The sequence below is a fragment of the Paraburkholderia diazotrophica genome, assembly GCF_900108945.1.
Taxonomy (GTDB): Bacteria; Pseudomonadota; Gammaproteobacteria; order Burkholderiales; family Burkholderiaceae; genus Paraburkholderia; species Paraburkholderia diazotrophica.
Genome location: NZ_FNYE01000023.1, coordinates 112,922 through 128,271, shown reverse-complemented (window position 1 = coordinate 128,271; position 15,350 = coordinate 112,922). Strand labels below are relative to the sequence as shown.

Sequence of the window (15,350 nt, the reverse complement as noted above, 5' to 3'; positions counted from 1 at the left end):
CCCTTCTTTCCTCCCTGTTCGGAAGGCGTGTAACGGACGGCGTTCGTCACCATATTTCGGACGATCCGGTCCAACGCATGTCGATCCGTACGGGTCAGATAGGGGCGGCTATGGAGTCTTAATTTCAGCCCCTTCGCCAGAGCTAGCGGCTGCATATCCACAACTATGCTGTGTAAAAGGGAAGGCAGCCCCACCTCCTGAATTTCTACACTCCAGGTGCCGGACTCCAGGCGGCAGATATCCAGTGTGCCGTTAATCATCCCTTCCATCGCATCCACTTGCCTTTGCGCAATCGAGACGTCTTCGGCCAGCCTGGTTGATTCAATGGTCCGCTCGATATAGTTTAACTTCAGGCCGAGCGTTGTGAGCGGCTGGCGCAAATCATGGCTTATCGCAGCGATAAATTGGTTCTTTTCCGCCATTGCCGCTTCGGCCTGCGATCGCGCCTCTTCGAGAATAATCTCTTTTACATATGCGCGCTCCTGATTGTAACAAAGAAACCATGCGATGAGACAATAGCCAATTAGTTGACCCATATACCAGTAAAACCATACTGGCCGTTCAATTAACAGATAATGTCCCACGCTAAATCCGAAGGGGATAGTGCCGAGCACGAGTGAACCTAAAGTTGCACGAAGACTAGGTGCGAGCAGCAGCACAGTAAATGTATAGCTGATCAGCGTCAGCTCCACGAAGCCAATCCTGCCGGAACCAGTACCATGAAACTGGAATTGGAGGGGGATTAACCCAAAGCTACCCGCCGCCCACCATACCGATGTCAGTATGACCAATGCAGCCCATGTCCCGTGCATCTGCTCAACGTCGTTGACGCCTGCGAGCTTTGGAAGCGACATGGTCCTTTTCAGTAAATATATCGCCATGGGAGCGGCCATCCCCCACAGTCCCAAGATCCAGACCACACGGAACAAACGATAAATATCCGAGGCCTTGATCCAATAGTCGGGTATTATCCAATATCCAGATTTAAGCTCGAACAAGCTTCCGAACAACACCAACGCCATCCAATATACCGCTCGACGCGCCAGTGATTCCAATAACTCGCGTTTGACGCGGAGATTCTGCTCGGCACTGAGTGCCGCAACCGGTCCCCGAGCAAGATTCAAAAATTCACCGAATCTGCGGCGCCCGATTTTGCGAGCTGTTTCACTCCCGCTCAGTGAGATTCTGGCCCGGGGCTTTTCGCCCACGTCAGAATCACGTCGTGTTTGAGTGCCGGACGCCATGGCTCCTCGGAGGGTCACGTTTAGCATACGCCTCTTTGTGCTAGCGGTCTGTGCCCGCTGTGCCGGGAATTGTGTGGAAGACTGTCAAAGCTGACAATCGAGGGCAAATGTGCGGCAGTGCACAGTACCAGCAACCCGCAGTTGTCCTTGTGTCGCGTCGACCTGAATCCGTTACCGGCGTGTGCCCCGCGTTCTCAAGAAGTCACTTTGACGAATAGTCGCAAAGCGACACCGAACATTTGTTCGCCCCTTAAGGAACATTTGATACCGAGCATCAAATAATCGATCTAACTACAACTGACAAGGTTACACGGCAGAACAATGCAGCATAATTCTAAATAAGGATGGTGTAATTCATCGCACATAGGCACCATGTGCGATGTATTTCACCGTTGCCGACCTCGTTTTGATCCTGATGCCGAGATTCAAGCGAACCCACCCGACGCCCAACGCATGCTCGAACCGACAGCATCGCGAATATTCGGTTCATTCGTGCATCGGCAACTGCTTCAATTTCACGTCGGCAGCAATAGTGCGCTCTCTATTGCGCACCGGGCTTACCAGCCCACCGGCGGTCATATTCAGGTGCTCCTGTCACGTTGGACGCTAAGCGCGGTATTGCCGCGCATGTCGGCTGCTACGTCCTCCGCCTACGTCAAAGCGGCCGCCCTAACTGAACCTGATTTCATACTGAAGGAGTTAAGCCATGAAGACGACAATATTCGTGTCTGCAGTGCTCCTGGGCATTCTATCGCTTGCGGGCGTAGCGCAAGCGCAGGATGCATCCGGGCAAAAAGATGAGCAATCGGCATCGGCCAATGCCAGCAATAACTCCGGGTATGGCGGGGTTTCAGGGAGCACCAGTGCAAGCGGCAGTATGGATCGCTGGGGGGCGGCTACCTGTGGTCATCTTCCCCAATGCAACCCCGACAGTGGTCATTAAACATGTAAGTCGGTAGTCGGAAGGTCTCGTGGAGTGCGTGGCGATCCGCGAAATCAACTTGCGCTAACTGGCAGCCGCGGGTATGCAATCGCGATAGCGCTTGCCTGCAGCCCCGCGCGTCTTCTTGATTTAGCTAGCGGCCTGGTTTCGCAAAAAGGAGACGAAGATGAGTAACACTTTGCTAAAAAAAGCGGTGGCCACTACCGCAGTATTGTGCCACGGCCCCGCGTCCTTTCATCGCTTGTTCCGCAAACGGCGGCTGCGAGGGTTTACTGCAGCCATTTTCTGCTTCAACTAATCGAACAGGGCGCCTAATACAGCCAGGGGGAAGCCCCTGTGCGCTTGATATCAAGCGTCTGATTCTGAAGCAAGGAGACGACCATGAAGATCAGGCATTTGAGCATTTTGTCGGCGACAGCCGTCGCGCTTCTTTCACTCAGTGGTGCCGCGCAAGCCGGTGGCCACGACGGCCACGACGGCCTTTGCTCGAACGCAACGCTCAAGGGACCGTTTGGGTTTATCGGTCACGGAGAGATTCTTGGATTGATAGGTGCCGATGGCAAAGTGCATCCGTACGCTGCCCCATCGATCCTCGATGATGTCGCCTTGGTGACGTTCGACGGAATGGGCCGTTTCTCACGCACCGACTTTGGGGTTATCGGCGGGCTGCCGAAAGGGGGGCAAACTACCTTCAATCCGAACCAGACCGGCACCTACACGGTGAACTCCGATTGCACCGGCACCATGAAAATCATCTATACCGCCGGCGGAGCCGTCCCGGCCGGCGTCGAGACTGATCTGAACATCGTCGTCGCTGCCGATGGGACGCTCGTCCAATCCGTTGTCTATAGGGCGGTCACCGTGTCAGGCCAGACCCCGGACGGCGTAACGTGTCCGCCCCAGTGTGAGCAGGGTGTGCAAGAAAGCTTTGAGGGGAAAAAGATCCTGGTCTACGGTTTCCGTTAGTCGAGTCCTGGATCAACTTACGCTCGCTGATGCGCTTGCCACGACTGGCGCGAGGCCCGGAGCCTGGGCGCAGGTTTTCGGTCCTTCAATGCCAGCGCCTTCTGCCTGACAATCGGGTCACTTCCCCGATCTTTCGCGCTACTGAGGGCGCCGGTGCCCATGCTGGGGGACACCGACGCCATCTATATCATCACGGTGACCCACAAAGGCGCGCGTCGAACGGCATTGTTGGAACCGTGCGTCAGTTGTTCTGGGTGGAGCGGACGTTCGAACGTCCTCGTGCAGATCTGGTTGAATGTCTCCTGTTGGCCGGATCCGGTCCGATGGCGCGAGTGGCTTACGCTGCTGCTTTGCGGGTGGATTCTGGTCACCTCGCACGCTCCTCGCCGTTTGCCGTCGCCCTGCTGATGGATTGCTGGCGAAGCCGGCTACGAAGAAGAACTTCGCTGAGTTAGTTGCGGACAAGATGGGCAAAACTCTTTAATTCTCCCATCGCGCCTCGACATGCTTCACGTGCCTCTCTACAGCTGCCGCGCGTCTCCGAATAAAGTCGGTGACTGCTAAGGCCTGCGCCCCGTTGACATATAGACGAACCGATCGATGCCTTTCATGGACGGAGCCGCGCCTTCCCGCCTCGTGTGTCAGGGCCGCGTGCCTGCCGCCATGCCGATTGTGATTACCTTGCCGCCAAAATTGCCCTTCCAAGTCAATCGACATTGATATGCATTCCTTACCATATTGCTAATTCGGTTTATGTCAAATGTATTGTGAGCTCGTCAGATCCCCGACTATCGCCGGGGAACTGATGATGAACTGGTGGTTTAGAATTTGTGACGAATGCCCGCTCTGGCCGCGACCTGCTTGTCGGTTGCTGACGGCGTAAAACCACTGATGCTCGCTACGGCCTGCTGACCCAGCGAATCGACACCAGATGTCCGTTGAAGAACGCTCAGCGCGTACAAGTCGGTTCGCTTCGACAGGCTGTAAATCGCCCCGAGATCGAGTTGCAGGTATTTCGCGCCACCGTCACCGTTAACCGAATTTCGCTTGATGTAGTCGAACGCGGCTCCTAGCGACAGGGCCGGAGTGACAAACGTCCGGAGGTTAAGTTCGGCACTGACGAAGTTCGCGTTACCCGTGTAATGCCTGGGATTCGGAGCTTCCGTGGACCCGAGCCGCGAAAAGCGCGTGTCGGTGACCACCAGACCAACTGTTGTCGCATCCCACGAGTATTTCGCTCCAACCCCTGCAATCTCCAAAGAGTTTGCCGATGCATATCCGGCGTAAGCCGGTACCATTTGCGGCGTGGTCGCAGAACCGAATGAGCCGATGTTATTGACCGTCGCGACCCCTTTGTTGGGAGTGTTGCCGTAGAACGAAACATTAGGATCGCGCGCGTTGAGATAGCCGAGACCGACAGCGAATGGACCGTGCGAATAGTTGGCACCCAACGCCCACACCTGATTTCGGGTGGCGTCGCCCGCGACGCCACCGAGGCTGTATATCCCGCCTGCTACGAATCCCGAGTAGTCCGCCGTCGTGAATTTGATCGAATTGTTGATGCGGGCCGTGTTCGCAAGGTTATCGAGGTCACTGGCGTGAGCGCCCATATAGCCTGCGAATGCCGACGTGGCAGCGAATTGTTGCACGGACTCGATATAGGGATCATATTGACGTCCCAGAGTGACCTTACCCCACGTCGAAGACGCGAGTCCAACATAGCTCTGACGCCCAAACTCGGCTCCCCCTTGTGCGAGGGCGCCAGTGTTCGCAAAAAATCCATTCTCAAGAACGAAGATCGCTTTCAATCCCCCTCCGAGATCCTCCGCGCCGCGCAACCCCCACCGGCTGCCGCCCAGCCCGCTCGAATGACCGTCCGCCATCGCGATCTGACTTGCGCCGTTGTGCTTCCCCGCAACCGTCCCGGTTTGGACGCTGTTCGCATATGTTATGCCTAGATCGACGATTCCGTATAGCGTGACGCTACTCTGGGCATGTGCAAGCGAGCAAGCCGCGAACAATAGAGGAAATGCGAGTTGACGTTTCATTCGATGCCTCCGTACGTTAGTATTACTAATTGTATTAATTTGACTTCTGAAAGCACCCGCGACGCGCCGCTTGTCCGTGATAAGCAGCTTTCTATTGCTCCCGTCTGAGCCTGAGTCTCCGCTTGCTTCAGCTTTCTATGCCTTTTTCACAGGCACAATGTTTTAGAACAGATGCCGCTCCTTCACCCAAAACATTGCGACGGTTGCAAGTGCAGGCCCCGCAGCAAGTGCTACAAAGGCCATGCTGAAGGAGTTTGTTAGCTGGAACACGATGCCGATCACTACAGGCACGATGACGCTTCCGAGTTGCCAGAAAGCATTGGTGAAACCGTACGCGGAACCGACCAACTTCGGGCCCGCTATTTCGGCGACCATTGCGACGATAAGTGGTGTGTAGATAAACGCGGTCACGCCGAGAAAGGGAGCGGCAAGCATAAACTGCTGCTCTGTGTGTAGCGATCCGAATAGAAGGAGGGCCGCTGCAAAGCACGCAAAACAGATAATCAGAATCAACTTGCGCTTCCCGCCGAGCAGGTCCGAGACGAGACCGACGAGAGGCTTCGAAAAGATCGCACCAGCACCAAACATCGCGGCGATCACCCCTGCCTGTGCGGCCGACAGGCCGTGGCCCTTCACGATGAGCGCGTTCACCCAAAACGCAAAGCCCCACGTTCCCCAAAGTGCGCCAAATCCGACGATCGCGAGCAGAATGAGGTCTCTGTTCTTTGCCAACGACCGAAGTGTTGGCGTTTCGACGGACGTTGCTACCGCGGGGATGTTTGCGTCACGCAGAATGACGAGACAGAGTAGCCCGACCCCGGCGGTCAGCGATCCCAGAATGCGGTACACCCCCTCCCACCCTGCGACGGAAGAAAGATAAGGGACTGCTGCATTCGTCAAAACAACCCCAACTGAAGATGCCGTTGTCAAAAGACCCATCGCCCGACCGCGCAGCTTGAAATCGAACCATGTAGCCGTCAGTTTGACGCATGCCGAATAGTCGGCCCCTGCAGCCAGACCCATCAGGACCTGAATTACGAGCCCCATCAAGGTCGAGGTTGTATAACTGAATGCAAAAGTCGTGAGACCGAGCGGGATCAATGCATAAGACAACATGCGGCTCGACCCGAACCGATCCGTCCCAAGCCCTCCAAGTGCATTCGAAACGACGTACCCGATGTAGAAGGCGGTAACGAAAGCTCCGAGGCCCGCGACAGGGAGACCGAGAGAGCCGCCGACTTTCACAGCGAGATTCGCCCACGCCAGACGATCTACGAAAGCGAACAGCAACGCTAGCCACGCAAGTGTCAGCACGACCCACCGATATGCGGGGAGGTCACTTATCGTAAATTCAGAGAGGGTTTTCATACTTTTGGTGCGCGTCATTGTCTTTTGTCTCCTATCAGTTTCCGGGCGACCCTTTCGAAGCTGTCGATCGCAGCTTTCTTTTCACTGGGTTCTTGTTGTTTGCTCGCAGGTAATGGTATTGGCCAGGACTTTCGGACTTTGCGGCTCGAAATCAACTGAAACTTCTGCAACCGGTCAGTCGTCGCCGAGGAACGCGCCTTGGTCGCGAAGTATCCGCTGTAACGCGCGCGTGTCGACTTTGGAAAGGTCGGTGTTACCCCGCAGCGCCAGCGCTGCCGCTACGCCCGCTGCCTCACCCATCACAAAGCACCCTCCCGTAACCCGCGCGGCGGACTGTCCGTCGTGCGTCATGGACGCACATCGTCCGGCGACCAGGAGATTTCGCGCTGTTTGCTCTGCGTCGCGTGGTACCAGCATGCGATACGGCAACTGGTTATATCCGCGAGTTTCGGGGATTGCAGGCCACTCCCAGACGACGTCGCCGGCAACGTGCTTCTCCAGGGGCCACCCATTGACGCCGATGCTGTCGTCGAAGCTCGCGCAGGAAAGGACATCGTCGCCCGTGAGCATGTATTCCCCAACGATGCGGCGCGTCTCACGGATGCCGACCTGCGGTGCAATATCGAGGACGTAGGCGTCTTCGAAGCCAACAATCTCCTGCTTCAGGAATTTGATGTATTCGGTTATCTGGCGCCGGCCTTCCAGTTCTCCCGCGCTCAACGCACGCGCGTCCGTGCCGTCCGTTGCGCGGCCTTCCGAGTCGGAAAGCTGTGTGACATTGGCTCGCCATTCGGCAGGATTTTTTTGTGGTCGTACGATCGCACCGCTGCGCGAAAATCGATACTTGCCCGATTCCTGAACTTCTTTCATCACCTTCGGAATAGTCAACCACGCCTCACCAGTCGCCTCGGGATTAACTCCGCCTACCCGGAACATGAGGCTGGGATAAAGCATTTCGCCCGCTTGAGTGCCTTTCTCGAAACCGACACCGGCCCACTGAGCGAGGTCGGCATCGCCCGAGCAGTCGATAAAGACACTCGCTCGAACCGCTACACGCCCCGACTTTGTTTCGAGAATGAGCGCTTCAATATCGCCATCGCCTGAGCGGCTGATGCCAGCGCCCAAAGCGTGAAACAGGATCTGTACGCCCGCCGCTTCGAGTACCGCGTCGGCTGCACATTTGAAGGCAGACATATCATATGACTGCGCGTACACCTTTCCGAAAATCAGGTGAGGTGTATTCAGACCTCCGAGATCGCGCATGCGCCCGAGGATGTCGTCCGCCACACCATGTACGACCTGCCTGATCTCGCCATACACGTTCGCGTACAAGCCGCAAAAGTTCGTGACGCCGCCGGCCGTGCCCATGCCGCCAAGAAAGCCATATCGCTCGACCAGGAGAACGCGCAAACCGTTTTTTGCAGCGCTCGCCGCTGCGGCAATGCCTGCTGGTCCGCCGCCCAATACGACGACGTCGAATTCGCCATAGACCGGGATTTTTCTGGCCGGCTCTGCTATCTCGTGTGATGAAAGAAGTTCGTTCAAGGTGTACTCCGGATGTGAGGAGACGCCTGCGATACCGCCGGAAGCGATGTGGCTGGTTGTCTCCGGTCATTCGGCATGGGACCGAGTGACTTTGAATGTGCATTTGTGACGATACTATCTGTTCTTTTTCGTGAGCAGTTGAGCTATATTGAAGCTTCAGCTTTCGCGATTTGGAAAAGACATGGATACTCTCCTTAACCTGCGAGCTTTCCTGGCGGCGGCCCGTCACGGCAGCTTTTCCGAAGCGTCCCGTCAGATAAACGTCGTGCCTTCGGTGGTCGCGAAGCGCGTTAACGAGCTTGAGCACACGATTCAGTCTCAACTTTTTGTGCGCTCGACGCGTCAGCTAGTTCTGACGGATGCCGGCCATAAATTCCTGACGAGCGCGACATCGTTGGTCGCAGAATTCGACGCGGTTGTGGGAAGCATGAAACGGCGGGATGGTGGGCTGGAAGGACATATAAGGGTCAAAATGCCCACAACGCTGACTGTTCTCTATCTCGCGAACATCGTGAGTACCTTTCAGAGCAAGAACGAGCGAATCACGATGGAAGTCGTGCTGGTCGACCGGACCATCAATCCCGTCGAGGAAGGCTACGATGTGGTCGTGACTGGACTGTCGGAAAGCTATGAAGGCGTAACGGACCTACCGCTATGTCCGTTGAAGCGAATTGTGTGTGCGTCCCCGGACTATCTCCGCAACCGGCGTGTGCCTGAGCACCCGAGGGATCTGGCCGACCACGATTGCCTCGTTTTCAGGCCAAAGGGTCCGTCGTGGCAATTCGACAGTCCCGCAGGTCCTATCAGCGTTGATGTGCCACAGAAACTGGTCACCAACGACAACTACATCTTGTTTTCATCTGCGTGCGCGGGTAATGGAATCGCGGTGCTGCCCGAGTATCTGGCACGGGACAGCATTAATGAAGGTGCGTTGCAGGTCGTGTTGTCAGACTTCCCGCTACGCGCGACCTGGCTAAAGGCACTCGTCCCCAAGAGGCGCGAGCGTCTTCCACACGTTATCGCATTCACGGATTGGCTAAAACTGCACCTGACAGACTCTGCACCGTGGGACCCAGCCGCGCACGGTGACGTACCGGTATCAGCAGTGGTTGCTAGTGATTGAGCGACACGCGCGCGGATGGCTGGGCATCAAGCGCGATGGCACCAAGGACGCAACTCAGCACTGGTCGGCGAGGGACAAGGATCAGCGGATAAGGCGGGGCTGCTGCCCCGCCCTATCCATAAGAACTGATGTGGAGAATATTGCTTATTTCAGCTTAAACAGACGCCGGGCGTTGTCGCGTCCAATTTTCTGGCGGTCGTTTTCGCCAATTTCAGCTGCATCGAACCAGGTGCTCGCTTCTTCCATCGCTTCGAACGGATAGTCGGTGGAAAACAGTACTCGATCACTGCCGACCTCTTCCATCGCGTTGCGCATAGCAATCGTGCGGAAGTTGCCGCTGGTGGTGACGTAGAAATGCTCGCGGAAGTAGTCGATGAACGGACGCTCTGCCTTGACACCGAGCGGATTCTTGCCGTTGGCGGACGCCCAGTGCGACGTTCTCCAGATGTTATTCTGCACGAGCTCGCCGAGATGACCGAGGACGATGTTCAGATTGGGGAACTTGTCAAAGAGACCACTACCGATAAGGCGCAGCGCGTGAACACCCGTCTCCGGTGAGAAGGCCCACGCCGGACCCAGCAGCCACGGATGGCCTTCGTAGATCTTCTGCTGACTGACCAGCGGATTGCGCGGATGCAGGTAGAAGGGAACGTCGAGTCGGGATACCGTGTCCCAGAACGGCACGTACTGGGGAAGGTCGTAGTATGTTGCGTTGTCTTCGCTGCCGATGTGCGAGAACCCGTTCACAAGTGCGCCAACGAAGCCAAAATCCTTCACCGTCCGCTCGAGTTCGCGGGCAGCAGCTTCCGGGTCCTGCATCGGCAGCGCTGCAAATGCGCCAAACCGATCCGGCCGTCGGGCAACCTGCTCCGCTACGAAATCGTTCGCTCGCCGGGCAACGTCGATCGCTCGTGCCGTGTCGGGAATGGCCTGGATCGCAGGCGCATTCAGCGACAAGATCGTGTACTCGATGCCGCAGGCATCCATGCGCTGAAGACGCTCTTCCTCGAGGTCGAGCAACTGTCGGCGCTTTTCAGGCCAGATGTCGGGCACGAAGTATCGTTGAGAGTCGCCGATGGTGTCGGGGAAAGCGAAATGTTCTTCAAGAGCAACTTTGCCTTGCATGGTGTCTCCTTGGAATTGTCCGGTCAGGTAATTGGCTGGCGCTGGAGGCGAGCCTTTGCTGCGTGCGACATCCGTTGGGGGCTCAACGCCTCAAAGGTTCGGTGCGACACGACGAATCAAGGATAGGGGCGTGACGGCCGGTAGTTAAATTGCCCTGCTGAATGCGCGCATTCACGCCATTAATGACCGATACCCTCTGACGAAAACTAATGACGAACCGAAGCATCAGCACGTCGCTGCGCAATACCGATCTGAACCTTCTTCTGGTTTTTGATGCGCTTTTCCGCAGCAGGAGCACCACGCGTGCGGCCGACGAACTGCATCTCACGCAGCCCGCAGTCAGCAACGCATTGAAGCGCTTGCGGACGTTGTTCGACGATGAACTGTTCGTCAGTACCCGGGAAGGTATGTTGCCGACGACAAGGGCAACGGAAATTGCAACACTGGTATCAGAGGGCCTTGGTTCGTTCCGACTGGCGTTGCAAGCGCATCGACCATTCGAGCCTGCGGCAGCGACACGGACCTTTCACCTTTACGTTAGCGACCTGGCTCAGGCAATTTTCCTTCCACCTCTTGCAGAGAAGGTGCACAGAGCAGCCCCGGGCGTCAGGATCGTGACTGTCGATCCGCCACTCTATGACGCGCAGCAGATGATGACGCGCGGGGAGATCGACCTGGCAATAGGGATGTTCAGCGGCCTAGACAGCGAATTTCATCAGCAACGTCTCTTTGAAGAAAACTATGTTGCGTTGTTCAGAAGCGACCATCCATTCATCGAAGGCTCCCTGACGGCAGCACAGTTCCTTGACGCGGATCATCTAATCTATACACCAACGGCTGGGAGTCACGCGAAATTCGAGGGAGCCCTGGAAGCCATCTTCAAACAACATGGGAAGACCAGGAGCGTAGCGATGCAGGTTGCTCACTCGGTCAGCCTCGATCGGATCGTTGCGGCGAGCAATATGGTGGCATGTATTCCAAGCCGCCTCGCTCATACACTGTCTGGCCAAGAGGACGTTCGGTCGTGTCCATTACCATTTGATATCCAACCGATGGACATCGTCCAACTCTGGCACGCGCAATTCCATCGCGATGATGGTCATCGGTGGCTCCGCACACTGGTCTACGAACTGTTTCACGACGAGCGGCGCGGTATCTCGCCCTAGACTCGTTGTTCGAGCGTGCCGGCGCTCTTGCGCGGTGGTGGATCTGAAGGCAAAGCAAGACCGAATTACCGAGCTGCGTTTCGCAAACCTGGTCGATGGCGCCTCGCTCGTTGGCCGTTGGCCGCTCTTTGAGCCTTACCACAATCTCCCATTGTGACGCCAAGACGCTCAACGCGCATTCGATCAATAGCGGAGCTGCGGCCGATGATCCGCAAGGCTTCAACCATTTTCAAGCGTATCGCGGCCGGCTCCTACGTGGGCAGTGGCATTCTGAAGATGCCGGCTACAAGATGGCAAAAATGCAGTCCGCGATTGCTCGATATCAACGTGATAAGCTGGTCGACCGATGCGCTAGCGAACGCAACTGGGATGCTGTCACCCTATTGTCGACTAGCTATCACCTCAGCAGCTTCATCCGGCGTTATAAATTATTGTTCGCATTACTAAGTTAGCGTACGGTAGTTTGATTTATGTCAAACGTAGGCGTCGCATCGACTCACGGCCACTTCTCGTTCACACAACTAGAGGTGTAAGCCCCTTCGAGCTGCGTGGATCCGCTGCGGTAACGTCAACTGAAGCTGTCACGGGATGCACGATCTCAACGCATGATGTGCCGCACTGGTCGGCGCAACGGGAATACCACGGCGGTGTGCCGCGTTTATACCTTGTCGACGCCCGCGCTCGCGAAGAGCCGCGCAATGCGTCCGAAATGCACCGGACGGTCGGCATCAGTCGAGTGATGTGAATGCCTCGCCGGACATCTCTCCACGGGGACTTCCTGCGGGGCTCCCTAACCCGGAGATCAACATGAAGCGGTTTCGGATGGTTCTTGTGTGGCTGGTTTGCGTAGGCATGGCCGCGGTCTCGGTATCCGCAGTCGCGGGCAGCGATACGAACCGGAGTGCCGACAGCGCGTCGGGCAGTTCAGGAAATTCCTCAGGCGGTGGTTACTGAACGCGGCGAGCCGTATTGCGCGGTCCGTCTCCCGCACGGCCGGTGCGGGCTGTCGCAGTCTGCGCCCACTTGGCCGCACTCGCCTCGACGCTGCACCACGGCATTGCCGCCAACTAGACGAAGCGTCACCTGACTGGCGTCGACGCGCTCACGATGGCTACCGGCACCATGACGACGGGCCGCCGAAAACCGGTCCGTGTGCGGTCCGTGGACCTGCGGATTGGCAGGCCTCGTTCCGGCGTGGTACAAAGTCTTCCGTCGCGGGCGCTCGTTCTGCGGCACTGCGGTCGCGAATGCGACGTTCAACATCTACAGGTTTAAAAATGGCAACGGGTACAGTGAAGTGGCTTAACGATGCAAAGGGCTTTGGTTTCATCACGCCGGACGAGGGCGGCGAAGACCTGTTCGCACACTTCTCCGAAATCAGGACGGAAGGCTTCAAGTCGTTGCAGGAAAACCAGAAAGTCGGCTTCGAAGTGAAGATGGGCCCGAAGGGCAAGCAGGCTGCCAATATCAAGCCTGTCTAAGCGGTGGGCGCATCGTCCTGACAAGTGACCCGCCCTGCGCGAGTCAAACTTTTTAAGGTCAGCAAGTCAGGAATTTGTGCGTGTGGTGGCATCCCGGTGCACCGATTCGAGCAGGACGGACAAGCCCTGCACGTAACCGGTCACCCGTCAATCATGCGGCGACGGGCGCCGAGGCGCTATCACCGGCTGGTGCAACTGCTGCCGTATTCTGCGCCCGCTTCGCAGGTACTTTCTTCGTCACCGCTTTTTTCGCTGCAGTTTTCCTGACGGCGGCCTTCGTCGCCGGTGCCGGTTTTGTTACTGCCTTGATCTTCTTCGTGGCGGCCGATTTTCCCGTCACCTTTTTCGTCGCGGCTTTTTTCGCGATTGCCTTGCCAGGAGAAACCGCCTTCGAGCCCGAGGCACCCTCTTCCGTGGCGGCAATCAGAAACTTCGAACGATCTTTGGCACCCGCCAACCATGCCGGTGCCCGCCCCCGGCCACTCCATGTCGCCCCACTCTTTGGGTCATGATACTTCGGCGCCTGGACGCCCTTCGCGGAGTTGCCCGCCTTTGCGGGTTTCTTTGCAGCAATGGCTGGTCGTGCAGCGCTGCCGTCGATCAGAAACTTCATCCGGTCACGCGCGCTCGCGATCCACGCAGGCGCGCGACCATGCCCTGTCCAGGTGGCACCGGTTTTCGGATGACGGTACTTCGCCGCTGCTGCTGGCTTGGCAACCGTCGCGGCGCCAGGCTTGCGTCCACGCTTCGTACCGCCGGCATGTGATTCGATGTCCGCAACGGTCAGGCCATGCTTTTCCATGAGGTCACGAATCTTTGCGATAACACCGGACGACTGCTTCGCCGCAAGCGCTTCGGCCTGGGCCTGCAACCTGGCGATTTTCGCCTGCACGTTTTCGAGCGTAGCCATTATTTCCCCTTTCTATGTGTAGTAATGGCCGAACTATGCCAGCAAGAAAGACGCAGGTCGAGAGTGGCACGCTACAATTGAGAGAAGCTCCGACTTCAAACGAACAATTTGGGTGCCTGGTCGACTTTGGTTAAGGCAGGACTGAAGGATGAGCGGCTGCAACGGCTGCGCTACGATAGCGGCTAGCCGAACCTCTCGCACCCGGATTCACTCAGCCCCGGCACCGGAACCACGACCGCTAATACGCGGCCTGAAAAGAGATACCTGCTGCATTAATCTTCTGCTGGAAGCGGCGGTGGCCCTCCCCGGCTTAGCGCAATTGAGCAGATCAAATCCGATTCAGACAGGTTATCCGCAGATCATGTGGAAGAACCGTCGGACGGTATTCACAGATGGAAACGATATGGATGAACGTAAGCGGGACAGCATGATTGCTTATCTCCGCCACCGGATGGAAGAATACGGCATTGAGCCGGACGACCTCGCTTCAGCAATAGCAGGCGATCAGGCAAGGCAAAAACCAGCCCGGTATCAAAATGCGACCGGGGGTACGTGGACAGGCGACGGGGAAATGCCCCAGTGGCTGAAGCAGGCGATTAGCGCAGGACAAAGACTCGAGCATTTTGAGTCGGCACCGGCGTCACCCATGCCGGATACTCAACGAACGACGATCAACTGGCGCGACGACCCTTTTGCAGGAAGTCCACTCGCGCGGCAGCACGCCAACTGACGAGTTCACTTTCCCGTGCTGGTCGAACGCCGGTTGCGACAGATGGATTCGATAGCGCCGGCCCTGTTCTCTTCCAGTCTGTGGGAAACCGCGATGAAGGATAAGCTGTCCGGCGACTTCGTCGCGGGCATCCCGATTCGCCCGGATCTTGAGGTTAGAACCGGCACGACGTCTGGAAATCCTCACCTTTTCTCTATCCGAGCACACGGAAGAATGCCGTGTGCCTGCGTGCTTTTGAAATGCGCCAAGCCAGGTGGTGGTGCGAAAAAGTCAGTCGCTATTTTCGTCCTTGATGCCAACTCGCTACAGTCAGGCGCTCCACTGCTGCCAGGTAGCGCGCTTGCGAAGCATCAACATCGTCGCTCTGCCCCGTGTTCAAAATATCGAACAGATGCTCGGCGACCACCGAACCGATCGCGTGAATCGCATCGTGTCGCGTCAGTCCTGCTTTCGTCAGGCGATGCATGGCCCGGATCACCGGATCGAGATTCATCGCGATCTGGTTTTCGACGACGGCGTGAAACGCGGCATGGGCGGTGACATTCGGAAGTTTGACGTGTGCCGCGCGATGCCAGGCTTCGACCAGAACAATGCGCTCCTGTTCGTCGAGTTCGAGCCACGAATCAGGCTCGGGCGCGCTGTCGGGGTTGTATGCTTCCATGCCGCAAGCCCTTTGGTGACTGACCGCTACCATATCGTAG

General features: G+C 57.0%; 13 protein-coding genes. 6 read left to right on the top strand and 7 right to left on the bottom strand.

The features are described from left to right. On the bottom strand, window positions 1–1,244 hold a 1,244-nt coding region (locus tag BMW76_RS25680), incomplete at its 3' end, for a sensor histidine kinase (RefSeq protein ID WP_177200498.1). 706 nt (window positions 1,245–1,950) lie between these two features. On the opposite strand from BMW76_RS25680, the gene BMW76_RS25675 reads away from it, so the two are divergent. Together BMW76_RS25675 and BMW76_RS25670 are read left to right on the top strand one after the other, a co-directional pair. After that, window positions 1,951–2,187 carry a hypothetical protein gene (locus tag BMW76_RS25675; RefSeq protein ID WP_090870294.1) on the top strand — a complete coding sequence of 79 codons (237 nt, stop codon included), beginning with the start codon at window positions 1,951–1,953 and terminating at the stop codon, window positions 2,185–2,187. A 381-nt stretch (window positions 2,188–2,568) separates the two neighbouring features. Next, window positions 2,569–3,153, top strand: a complete 585-nt coding sequence (locus BMW76_RS25670) for a hypothetical protein (protein ID WP_090870292.1) — start codon at window positions 2,569–2,571, stop codon at window positions 3,151–3,153. Window positions 3,154–3,974: 821 nt separating this feature from the next. Here BMW76_RS25670 and BMW76_RS25665 read toward each other — a convergent pair. From BMW76_RS25665 to BMW76_RS25655, 3 genes are all read right to left on the bottom strand, one after another. Then, window positions 3,975–5,201, bottom strand: a complete 1,227-nt coding sequence (locus tag BMW76_RS25665) for a porin (protein ID WP_090870290.1) — start codon at window positions 5,199–5,201, stop codon at window positions 3,975–3,977. Window positions 5,202–5,363: 162 nt separating this feature from the next. Beyond that, window positions 5,364–6,587, bottom strand: coding sequence for an MFS transporter (locus BMW76_RS25660; protein WP_090870288.1), 1,224 nt, complete (start codon window positions 6,585–6,587; stop codon window positions 5,364–5,366). 156 nt (window positions 6,588–6,743) lie between these two features. Beyond that, on the bottom strand, window positions 6,744–8,114 hold the full coding sequence (locus BMW76_RS25655; protein ID WP_090870286.1) for an FAD-dependent oxidoreductase: 1,371 nt from the start codon (window positions 8,112–8,114) through the stop codon (window positions 6,744–6,746). Window positions 8,115–8,295: 181 nt separating this feature from the next. Between BMW76_RS25655 and BMW76_RS25650 the strand changes: the two genes are divergently transcribed. Further along, on the top strand, window positions 8,296–9,237 hold the full coding sequence (locus BMW76_RS25650) for a LysR family transcriptional regulator (protein ID WP_090870284.1): 942 nt from the start codon (window positions 8,296–8,298) through the stop codon (window positions 9,235–9,237). A gap of 144 nt (window positions 9,238–9,381) precedes the next feature. On the opposite strand, the gene BMW76_RS25645 is transcribed toward BMW76_RS25650, so the two are convergent. Next, window positions 9,382–10,362, bottom strand: a complete 981-nt coding sequence (locus BMW76_RS25645) for an amidohydrolase family protein (RefSeq protein ID WP_090870282.1) — start codon at window positions 10,360–10,362, stop codon at window positions 9,382–9,384. Window positions 10,363–10,571: 209 nt separating this feature from the next. On the opposite strand from BMW76_RS25645, the gene BMW76_RS25640 reads away from it, so the two are divergent. Beyond that, entirely contained in the window at window positions 10,572–11,528 is a 957-nt protein-coding gene (locus BMW76_RS25640; RefSeq protein WP_090870281.1) for a LysR family transcriptional regulator, read from the top strand. Window positions 11,529–12,805: 1,277 nt separating this feature from the next. Beyond that, the gene (locus tag BMW76_RS25635; protein ID WP_090870279.1) at window positions 12,806–13,009 is read left to right on the top strand and encodes a cold-shock protein; all 204 of its coding nucleotides are present in this window, start codon (window positions 12,806–12,808) and stop codon (window positions 13,007–13,009) included. Between the two features lie 151 nt (window positions 13,010–13,160). Here the strand turns inward: BMW76_RS25635 and BMW76_RS25630 are convergent, their stop codons facing one another. After that, entirely contained in the window at window positions 13,161–13,919 is a 759-nt protein-coding gene (locus tag BMW76_RS25630) for an H-NS family nucleoid-associated regulatory protein (protein WP_090870278.1), read from the bottom strand. A 403-nt stretch (window positions 13,920–14,322) separates the two neighbouring features. Between BMW76_RS25630 and BMW76_RS25625 the strand changes: the two genes are divergently transcribed. Continuing rightward, window positions 14,323–14,649, top strand: a complete 327-nt coding sequence (locus BMW76_RS25625; protein ID WP_090870276.1) for an H-NS histone family protein — start codon at window positions 14,323–14,325, stop codon at window positions 14,647–14,649. Between the two features lie 277 nt (window positions 14,650–14,926). On the opposite strand, the gene BMW76_RS25620 is transcribed toward BMW76_RS25625, so the two are convergent. Beyond that, the gene (locus BMW76_RS25620) at window positions 14,927–15,343 is read right to left on the bottom strand and encodes a hypothetical protein (protein WP_245763382.1); all 417 of its coding nucleotides are present in this window, start codon (window positions 15,341–15,343) and stop codon (window positions 14,927–14,929) included. Between the last annotated feature and the right edge of the window lie 7 nt (window positions 15,344–15,350).

What these genes read in the sequence shown, in the direction of transcription:
- BMW76_RS25675 (WP_090870294.1), top strand. Translation starts at nt 1,951, where the DNA reads ATGAAGACGACAATATTCGTGTCTGCAGTGCTCCTGGGCATTCTATCG.
- BMW76_RS25670 (WP_090870292.1), top strand. Translation starts at nt 2,569, where the DNA reads ATGAAGATCAGGCATTTGAGCATTTTGTCGGCGACAGCCGTCGCGCTT.
- BMW76_RS25665 (WP_090870290.1), bottom strand. Translation starts at nt 5,201, where the DNA reads ATGAAACGTCAACTCGCATTTCCTCTATTGTTCGCGGCTTGCTCGCTT.
- BMW76_RS25660 (WP_090870288.1), bottom strand. Translation starts at nt 6,587, where the DNA reads ATGACGCGCACCAAAAGTATGAAAACCCTCTCTGAATTTACGATAAGT.
- BMW76_RS25650 (WP_090870284.1), top strand. Translation starts at nt 8,296, where the DNA reads ATGGATACTCTCCTTAACCTGCGAGCTTTCCTGGCGGCGGCCCGTCAC.
- BMW76_RS25645 (WP_090870282.1), bottom strand. Translation starts at nt 10,362, where the DNA reads ATGCAAGGCAAAGTTGCTCTTGAAGAACATTTCGCTTTCCCCGACACC.
- BMW76_RS25640 (WP_090870281.1), top strand. Translation starts at nt 10,572, where the DNA reads ATGACGAACCGAAGCATCAGCACGTCGCTGCGCAATACCGATCTGAAC.
- BMW76_RS25635 (WP_090870279.1), top strand. Translation starts at nt 12,806, where the DNA reads ATGGCAACGGGTACAGTGAAGTGGCTTAACGATGCAAAGGGCTTTGGT.
- BMW76_RS25630 (WP_090870278.1), bottom strand. Translation starts at nt 13,919, where the DNA reads ATGGCTACGCTCGAAAACGTGCAGGCGAAAATCGCCAGGTTGCAGGCC.
- BMW76_RS25625 (WP_090870276.1), top strand. Translation starts at nt 14,323, where the DNA reads ATGGATGAACGTAAGCGGGACAGCATGATTGCTTATCTCCGCCACCGG.
- BMW76_RS25620 (WP_245763382.1), bottom strand. Translation starts at nt 15,343, where the DNA reads ATGGTAGCGGTCAGTCACCAAAGGGCTTGCGGCATGGAAGCATACAAC.